This window comes from Paenibacillus sp. EKM301P (assembly GCF_011800295.1).
Classification (GTDB): domain Bacteria; phylum Bacillota; class Bacilli; order Paenibacillales; family Paenibacillaceae; genus Paenibacillus; species Paenibacillus polymyxa.
In genome coordinates this window covers 1-223 of sequence record NZ_JAALFM010000168.1, presented here as the reverse complement: position 1 = coordinate 223, position 223 = coordinate 1, and the positions used below count along the sequence as shown (strand labels likewise).

The 223-nt window shown below is 60.5% G+C and carries 1 protein-coding gene; it reads right to left on the bottom strand.

What is annotated here, in order from left to right:
* A partial coding sequence (locus tag HFD99_RS25385) for an AMP-binding protein (RefSeq protein ID WP_167441120.1) occupies window positions 1-223 on the bottom strand: 223 nt, incomplete at both ends.

Below are 223 nucleotides of genomic sequence, written 5' to 3'. Positions count from 1 at the left end.
ACATGCTGTGGCGGCAACGCTTCACCACTGGCAAAGACATGGCGCAGCGTGCCCAGCTTCGCTTGCATCACTTCCCGCGGCTGCTGCTCCACATACTCCAGGAACGCATGCAGCATGGCGGGTACAAAGTGCATCGTGCTCACACCGTCGCGGGCAATCGTGTCCACGATGTCTTCCGGGTTCTTTTCCCCGCCAACCGGCAACAGGCTTACCTTCGAGCCGA